Genomic DNA, 8,137 nt, shown 5'->3' on the forward strand with positions numbered 1-8,137 from the left:
GCGCCGGACGCCGCGACGCTGGGCGGCTGGATCGTCTACTGGGCGTCGGTCGCAGGTATCCTGCGCTGGCAGAGCCGCAGCTTGCAGGCCCGTCTGGCCTGAGGCCCATCTTACAATTCGCATTTTTTTGCCCCGGCCGGGATTATTCCCGCGCCGGGGTCGTCTTCCTCTCTACCGCCCGCCAAACCCAAGAGGAGACACATAGAAAACGCCCTCTGTTGAAGGTGTCGTTCTATCGGTCATCGGGGATGAGATCAGCTGACAAGAAAGCACCCAGTTTTATTGGCTTGAGCCCTCATCTTTGGGGAGGTGCCCGCCAGACGCGCAGACAATCAATTCTGCCCGACTGGCAACCGCGAATTTCTCCATCAAGCGCTCCTGATATGTCCTCACAGTGAACTGGGAAATCCCGAGCATCTTCGCGATTTCCTTGTGTGTTCGGCCCCGAAGCAGTCCGTCGAGCACAGTGCGTTGCCGATCGCTCAGCCTGACATCACTGTCAGGTCGAGCGGTATTGGCCTCGGGGTAAACCCGGTAGCCATGCGCGACCGCCTCGAGCATCTTAACCAGGTCGGTCGGTTGCGCGTTTTTCAGAACATATCCGCCAGCGCCGGCAGCCATCGCTGCTTCCATGTCTGAAGCGTCCTCGGACACGGTCAACATCAAGACTGGCGGGTCTCCACCGAGCGCTTTCAGTGCTTCGATGCCATCACCTTCGGGCATATGCAGATCCATGAGAACAATATCGGGCGTCAAATCCCGTGCCGACGCGACACCGCTTTCACCGTCTGCGCATTCCGCCACGACGCTGTGACCATAGTCTTCCAGCACGCGCCGTAGCCCGCTCCGGAAGATCGGATGATCATCGACGATGATTATGCGCATTTCTAGAACCGCCCTGTTTTTCAAGTTAACATCAAAAATAAAGCAGTCAAAATCAGATCGACGGCAGCTTCACCTGCACTTCGGTTCCAGCATCGTCATGCGAAACTGAAAACCAGCCGTGCAACTCTTCGACCCTCTCGGCCATTATCTTCAGGCCGTGATGTCCACCCGAAGATGTGCTTCCAGACGCAGGATCGCGGAATGTGCCGTCATCAAGAACCGTCAGCACGAGTTCGTCGTCGGCCTTGTCGAGTGAGACGGTGACCGTCCGGGCCCTGCCGTGTCGCACCGCGTTGGCGATAGCCTCCTGAAGAATGCGCCCAAGTTGCCATGCGGTTTCCGGCTCCAGATCGATCGGTCCGGCATGAAACGCAAGCTCTATACCACGGGTCTCGCTGGTCGCTCTCGCAATTCCCTCGAGGAAGTCCGTTGCGACCTCGGCATTTTCCGGTTTCCGGCGGAAGCCATCCACCGCCAAACGCGTGGCCTCGTAGGCATCAAGCGCGGCCTCGCGCAGTTGATGGCAACGATCGACCGCCGTGGGGCGCCCCTCGGAGATAAGTGTTTCGAGATGACCAAGTTGCATGTGAACCGACGCGATCGATTGGCAAACCTCGTCGTGCAACTCACGCGCGATGCGCTGACGCTCACCCCATAGAGCCTGCTGATACCCCTCGACGATGCGCGTGAGAGTCGCACTGTGACCAGAAATCATCTGGACCAATGGCGGGTCCAGAGTCGCGGTGTCGATCTTTCTCCCGTCCGCAGATTGGAGCAGCAGCGCGCCATCTTGCGTGCCTTTGACACATACCGTCGCCCCGTCTTCGAAGGACCAGACGCCAATTGGGCGGGTAAAGACTTCATCGCTCACAGGATGTGTGCGGCCCTCCGTTGCCTGTAACTGCCATGTGTCCGCGTGGCGCAGATAAAGGCTCGCCCCGTCGGCTTCGGCAGCATCGCACATCACCCGTAACAAACGGTGGGTCTGGCGCGGACCTATATCGGAAAAGCGCTCATGCCCCGGGTCAAGCGCGGAAAGTGCGTTGGCCTCGACCTGCCTGAGACGCCAGCGAAGCCGGAGCTCCGCTGAGAGGATGGAAAGACTGGTTTCATCAAAGCTGTCCCAATCCTCGGTGGAAACTGCGATCCTCCCCAAATCCGTATCGCCTTCGTGCAGTGTAAAGACGCGCTCTGAGCCGTCTGCGGCCATATCACGACCAGACGCGCGTCCGACAACGACCACTTCGGGTCGGACGCCTGGCGGAGTCCAGATCAAGCGCAATCGATCGGCCCTAAGGGCTTCACGGGAAAGCTCCGCAAGCGGCTTGAGAACGTCAGCGACGGACGGTGCGGCTGCGAGCAGACGAACAGCCCCGCTCAATGCCTCATGCTGGCGGTTCTTGCGCTCCAAATCCAAAGCCGTGCGGCGAAGCTCGGCATTCGCCGCCTCGAGTGTCATTGCCCGCCGCTCGAGGAGCCGTAAAACGATCGCCGTCAATGTCGGCACGATGACCGCATGCATGATGATGATCATCGTAAGTCGCTGCTCAGTCGTGTGATTGAGCAACAGGATGTGCGGTGTGAGGCCGAGGATCGCGGAAAAGGCGATCAGGGGCCATCTGAAAGCCGTCAGAAATCCCGATGACGCTCTATCGACGGTTGGCATCGCGCTCCTCCCTCCCACGCGCATATCGACCCGCTGTCCTCCAGACCGGGGACAGCTGTCCTCCATCGCGTGGCTATTCGGCGAAAATTTGCCGGTTACCCTTTTTAGAAATCACCAGCGAAAGGGGGAGGTCGCAAGGTGAAAAACGAACTCAAAGGGGAAACGAAAAGCGTCAGCGGTTGGTCAGTCCTGTCCGGAGCCGTGGTGCTTGCGGTGTTGACTGGCAGCATGGTGGTCTGGGCCAATAATACCCGGCCCGCCGACCGGACGCATTTCACGATTCATATGCTCGATTACGAATTCGAGCCTGCGCATATGGTTTGGCACGTGGGCGAAACCGTGACCGTAACGCTCGTAAACGACTCCGAAGCGCATCCCAGAAAAGCACACGAATGGATGGTCGGTCGTGGACCGAACCTAAAAGATACGGTCTTCGGACCGCGTCACGTAGACGGTTTTCATGTGCCCTTTTTCAAGGATGTAGACGTCAAGGTGGTCAGCGGACACGACCTGGTCATGTTCATGGGGGGCGCAGCGCACTTGAGCGGCGTGCCAGTGAAAGACGTTCTTCGCAAAGGACCGATGGGGCCAATGGAAGAGATGTCGGGTTTTATGCCTCTGCTCGATGCCTCGGGGCAGCTGACGATTTCATTCAAGGTGCCAGACAAGCCCGGGCAATGGACCTACGGCTGCTTCCAACAATCAGGCCAGCATTTCGTGAACGGCATGCGCGGCACGATCGACGTCATCAACGACAAGCCGAAAGCTTGAGGAGGCAGGGCTATGGACCGTGAAACCCGCAATCACATCCTCTGGCTGAGCGCTCTTTGGGTCGTTTTCAGCGCGCTTGGTGAATGGCTCGTGCAAGTGGCCGTGGAACATTGGCCCCTGATTGCCTCAACGCAAGGCGCTGTCACCGGCGAGGCGATATTCTTCCTGATGCGTGCGACGGTGCCGGTCTTCGTGATCGTCACTCTAATCATTGGGTATTCGGCAATCCGGTTCCGGGTGCCACAGGACGACGAGAAGCCAGCCGAGGCGCAATTCGCCACCAATGGCCTCTTCATCGCGGCTTGGGTCGGCCTGAGCGCCCTGCTGAATGTGATCTTCATTATCTATCCCGGCGTCTATGGGCTCGAAACTCTGTGGTCGAGCGCGCGCGCGGCGGTTGCCCAAAATGCCCTAACGATAAAGGTTACCGCAAAGCAGTGGGAATGGGACTTCAGCTATCCTGATCAGGGCATCGAGGCCATCGACAAGCTAATTGTCCCGCTCGATCGGCCGATTCACTTCACCCTTCAATCCAGGGATGTGATGCACTCCTTCTGGGTGCCCGCCTGGGGCATCAAAAAAGCTGTGATCCCGGGTGAGACTCGCGACCTCGTGGTGACCCCGACCAAGATCATGGACACTCTGAGCGATCCGACCATGCGCATTCAATGCGCCCAAATCTGCGGCGCCGGCCACCCGGTGATGCGCAGCGAGCTGCGCGTGGTGTCCGCCGCAGATTTCGACACTTGGGTCGCCAAGCAGCAAGACGCGGCGAAGCAGGAAGCCAGCTCGATGAGCGGCATGAATATGGGTGGCGGCGGTTCTGGCCAATCCGGCGGAATGCAAATGCAGGACAACGCGTCCGGAAGCATGAACATGAACGGTTCGGGCCAGCCCGACAGCGCGTCGATGCAGGATCAGGGTGGCGGCAGCATGGATATGAACAGTGAAGGCTCTGGCGGATCGGCGAGTATGAACATGCCCTCCAGCCAATCGAACACTGACATGCAGATGCCAAATATGGACAGCAACGGCTCAGGGAATTGATGCCGGGGGAGCGATAGGAGGACGCCGATGAGCGATCATTCCGGAATGATGGAGACGAAAGAGAAGCGGCATGGCTGGCTGCATCATGCAGCGCCGATGTTGCGGGCTGCCTTGTGGGCCGCGATCGGGGTTCTGGGGGCCGACTGGCTCGTTGCGGCCCTCCTGAACGACCGGCTGGCAGGCGAGTGGCCGGTGGTCGCGGCTTTCTCCGCGGGCACGGCTGGCTGGATCCTCGGCGGCGGTGCTTTCGAGGCCTGCATCCGGCCTTGGTTCGGAAATGCGGCGGCTTGGGACGAAGGGCACGGGATCGGGCGCTTTCTGCGCTTTCACACCGATCACAAGATCATCGGGATGCAATATCAGATCACGGCAATCCTGACCTTCCTTGCTGCCGGGCTGGCGGCGATGATGATGCGGCTCGAGCTTCTAACTCCAAATCTCGACGTCTTTCAGACATCTCAGGCCTATAACGAAGCCTTTGGCGTGCATGGCAGCCTGATGCTTTTCGCAGTGTCCGTCGTGGCCATCGTCGGCGGCTTCGGGAATTATTTCGTCCCTGTCATGGTCGGCGCTGACGATATGACATTTCCACGCCTCAACGGGCTGAGCTGGTGGTTCCTCGTGCCGGGCGTGATGGCGATCCTTCTGAGCCCCCTTGCGGGCGGCTTCCAGACAGGCTGGACAGGATATTCGCCCCTCGCGGCCGAGGATGCGGTCGGACAAGATCTCTATTATCTTGGTGTCTTCGCGCTCGGACTGTCGTCACTCTTCACCGCGATCAACGTCATATCCACGACGCTCTACATGCGCGCCCCGGGACTTGGCCTCGGCCGTTTGCCGATGTTCGTCTGGGGCATGTTCGTGACCTCGGTGCTGAACCTGCTTTGGGTGCCGGTAATCGGAACGGGGATGATTTTCGGTCTCGCCGATCGCACGCTCGAGACCCATTTCTTCGACAGCGAAGGCCTCCCGGTTCTTTGGCAGGACTTGTTCTGGCTCTTCGGTCATCCGGAGGTCTACATCATCATGCTTCCCGCCTGGGGACTGTGGCTCGAAATCATTCCCGTCTTCTCTCGAAAACGCCTCTTCGGTTACGGATGGGCCGTCGCCGGAATGATCGGGGTGACGGTGCTGTCCAGCTACGTCTGGACACACCACATGTTCACCACCGTCGCAGACAACCGTCTGGTCCCGTTCATGACGACGACGGAGTTGATCTCGATCCCTACCGGCTTCATGTATATCGCCGCGCTGGGGACGCTCTGGAAGGGTCGACTTCGGTTACGCACGCCGATGCTGTTCGCTCTCATGAGCGTGTTCAATTTCCTCATCGGCGGCTTCACAGGCGTATTCCTCTCCGACGTGCCGGCGGATTTCCAGCTCCACAATACCTACTTCGTCGTGGCCCATTTCCACTACACGATCATCGGAGGCATGGTCTTCGCATGGCTTGCTGGCCTCTACTATTGGTTCCCGAAATTCTCGGGTCGGATGTATAATGAGGGCTGGGGCAAGCTGTCGGCTTGGCTGGTGTTCTTCGGGTTCAACCTGACATTCCTCGGCATGTTCGTGGCCGGCTTTGACGGCATGAACCGGCGGGTCGCGGAATACATGCCCTACCTCGGCAATATCAACGAATGGGTCTCGATCTGGGCCTTCCTCTTGGGGCTCGCCTTCGGAATCGCGCTTCTGAACCTGCTCGTCAGCTCGATCAGCGGCGAAGCTGCAGGCGACAATCCCTGGGGGGGCAAGACGCTCGAATGGCAGACCAGCTCGCCGCCTCCGCACGGCAATTTCGTGCGAGAGCCCCTCGTTACGGACCATTTCTACAACTACGGCGCGGGAGACCACCCATGAGCACCGCAAGCATCAATGTCCCAGAGGATCTGAGCGGACGAGAGCGACGCATGTATCGTGGATCTTTCTTTCTCGTCATCATTGGCGAAGCGATGATCTTCGTGACCCTGTTTTCAACGCGCTTTCTGCTGGCGGGCACCGGGCACCCCGACACACTGAACACCCCGCTCGGACTTGCGGTAACGGTGCTTCTCGTGATCAGCCTCGCGCCACTCGCCCTTGGCCTAAGCCGGGTGCAAAAGGGCTCGAGCGGCGCCTCCTGGCTGTGGCTTGCCGTGTTTCTGGGGCTCATCGCCTTGGCCCTGATCATCTACGACTGGTCGACCCTCCAAGTGGCGGTCGGCAGTCGTTATGGCGAAAATTACGTCATGAGCACGGGCTATCATGCCCTGCATATCTTGCTTGGCCTGATTGGGCTGGCCGTAATCGCAGGGGCCGACGGACGCGGGGTCTTCACTACGGGCAATCACTGGCAGGTCGAGGCGGCAGCGATGTTTTGGACCTTCGTCGTGATGACCTGGCTGATACTCTATGCCGTTTTCTTCATCTACTGAGCGGAGGTCCGATATGTTAAACCTCAATGTTCCTGAAAGTCCTGGCGAACCGATCCTGTGGTGGTTGTTCTGGTTCACGGTTTCGGTCGTCGCCTACACTGTTCTGATCGTCTGGTTCTGGCGCGCGTTGAAACGCGAAACCCGCGACCTGCCTGACCCAGCCGAGCCCCGTGATGAGACGTCGGTGTGATCCGCTTGCCCCATATGGAAGCATCGCGCACATCCGGTTCCGAACTGGCGAGAGCCTATTTGGAGTTGTGCAAACCGAAGGTCGTGATGGTGATGATCTTCACGGCATTGGTGGGCGAGCTTCTGGCCGCTCCGTTGGCTCTACCGATCCGGGCGCTTGTTCTGGGCAATCTCGGCATCGCCATGGCGGCAGGATCGGCGGCGGCAATCAACCATCTGATCGATCAACGCCTCGACGCACGCATGGCGCGCACGCGCCGGCGCCCGATCCCGACAGGGCTCATTTCTTCGGGCCACGCGCTGGTATTCGCGCTGGCTCTCGGCGCAGCCGGTCTGATCCTACTCTACACACTGATCAACCCACTGACCGCCGTGCTGACGTTCGCCTCGCTCATCGGCTACGCGGTCATCTACACGGGGTTTCTAAAGCGCGCGACGTCGCAGAACATCGTGATCGGCGGCCTCGCCGGCGCGGCGCCACCGCTTCTGGGCTGGACGGCCGTGACTGACCGGATCGAAGCGCTTCCGGTTCTGCTGGTGATGATCATCTTCGTTTGGACACCCCCCCATTTCTGGCCTCTCGCCATCCACCGCATCGAGGACTACCGCCGCGCCGAAGTGCCGATGCTGCCGGTTACCCATGGTGAGGTTCACACGCGCTGGCAGGTGCTGTTCTACACTACCCTGATGGTCGCGGTGACGCTGGTGCCCGCATTGATTGGTCTGACTAGCTTCATTTACCCCGCAGCAGCGCTGACGCTCGGTGGCATGTTTCTGTTTTATTCAATAGCGATGCTTGTTTCGCCCGACCCGAGCTGGCCGATGCGAACTTTCCGCTTCTCGATCACCTACATCCTCCTGCTGTTCGGAGCGCTTGTCATCGACAGCTATCTCATGGCGGCTCTTTTATCCTGAGGCTGTGAGACAGGAACGCGACTGATATAATGGGATGAACTGCCTTCCCACCAACCGCTGCGCTCGTTGCGGGCATAGGTGGAAGGAGGAGTATCTCATAAACATCAAGGTTCTGGGAACTGATCTTGACCTGCCACTGAACTTTCATCCAGCCGCGACCGGAGCCCGGTTGGTGTTGATCCGCACCCCAGAGCTCTACCGCCCTTAGGCAGAGTTTCCCGGCTTTGCTCAGGGTGACGGGCTGGTGACGCCC

At 59.4% G+C, this 8,137-nt stretch carries 8 protein-coding genes; 6 read left to right on the forward strand and 2 right to left on the reverse strand.

Annotation, left to right across the window (positions count from 1 at the left end; translation table 11 throughout):
- Positions 1-279 precede the first annotated feature (279 nt).
- Together B6V76_RS19380 and B6V76_RS19385 are read right to left on the reverse strand one after the other, a co-directional pair.
- Entirely contained in the window at positions 280-885 is a 606-nt protein-coding gene (locus B6V76_RS19380; protein ID WP_088728301.1) for a response regulator transcription factor, read from the reverse strand.
- A gap of 52 nt (positions 886-937) precedes the next feature.
- The gene (locus tag B6V76_RS19385) at positions 938-2,551 is read right to left on the reverse strand and encodes a histidine kinase (RefSeq protein ID WP_166504644.1); all 1,614 of its coding nucleotides are present in this window, start codon (positions 2,549-2,551) and stop codon (positions 938-940) included.
- A gap of 138 nt (positions 2,552-2,689) precedes the next feature.
- On the opposite strand from B6V76_RS19385, the gene B6V76_RS19390 reads away from it, so the two are divergent.
- The 6 genes from B6V76_RS19390 to cyoE are packed head-to-tail and all read left to right on the forward strand — an operon-like array spanning position 2,690 to position 7,884.
- Entirely contained in the window at positions 2,690-3,322 is a 633-nt protein-coding gene (locus B6V76_RS19390; protein ID WP_141104960.1) for a hypothetical protein, read from the forward strand.
- Positions 3,323-3,334: 12 nt separating this feature from the next.
- Positions 3,335-4,369: a cytochrome c oxidase subunit II gene (locus B6V76_RS19395; RefSeq protein WP_088728304.1), complete on the forward strand. Its 1,035-nt coding sequence runs from the start codon at positions 3,335-3,337 to the stop codon at positions 4,367-4,369.
- A 27-nt stretch (positions 4,370-4,396) separates the two neighbouring features.
- Entirely contained in the window at positions 4,397-6,226 is a 1,830-nt protein-coding gene (locus B6V76_RS19400) for a cbb3-type cytochrome c oxidase subunit I (RefSeq protein ID WP_206184256.1), read from the forward strand.
- Entirely contained in the window at positions 6,223-6,780 is a 558-nt protein-coding gene (locus B6V76_RS19405; RefSeq protein ID WP_166504645.1) for a cytochrome c oxidase subunit 3, read from the forward strand. The genes B6V76_RS19400 and B6V76_RS19405 overlap by 4 nt, the downstream gene beginning before the upstream one ends.
- Before the next feature lie 13 nt (positions 6,781-6,793).
- A complete protein-coding gene (locus B6V76_RS20040; protein WP_166504646.1) occupies positions 6,794-6,970 on the forward strand; it encodes a hypothetical protein in 177 nt (58 codons plus the stop codon).
- The gene (gene cyoE / locus B6V76_RS19410) at positions 6,967-7,884 is read left to right on the forward strand and encodes a heme o synthase (RefSeq protein ID WP_206184257.1); all 918 of its coding nucleotides are present in this window, start codon (positions 6,967-6,969) and stop codon (positions 7,882-7,884) included. The genes B6V76_RS20040 and cyoE overlap by 4 nt, the downstream gene beginning before the upstream one ends.
- Positions 7,885-8,137: the final 253 nt, after the last annotated feature.

It is taken from the genome of Thioclava sp. IC9, from assembly GCF_002213225.1.
In the GTDB taxonomy this organism is placed as follows: Bacteria; Pseudomonadota; Alphaproteobacteria; order Rhodobacterales; family Rhodobacteraceae; genus Thioclava; species Thioclava nitratireducens.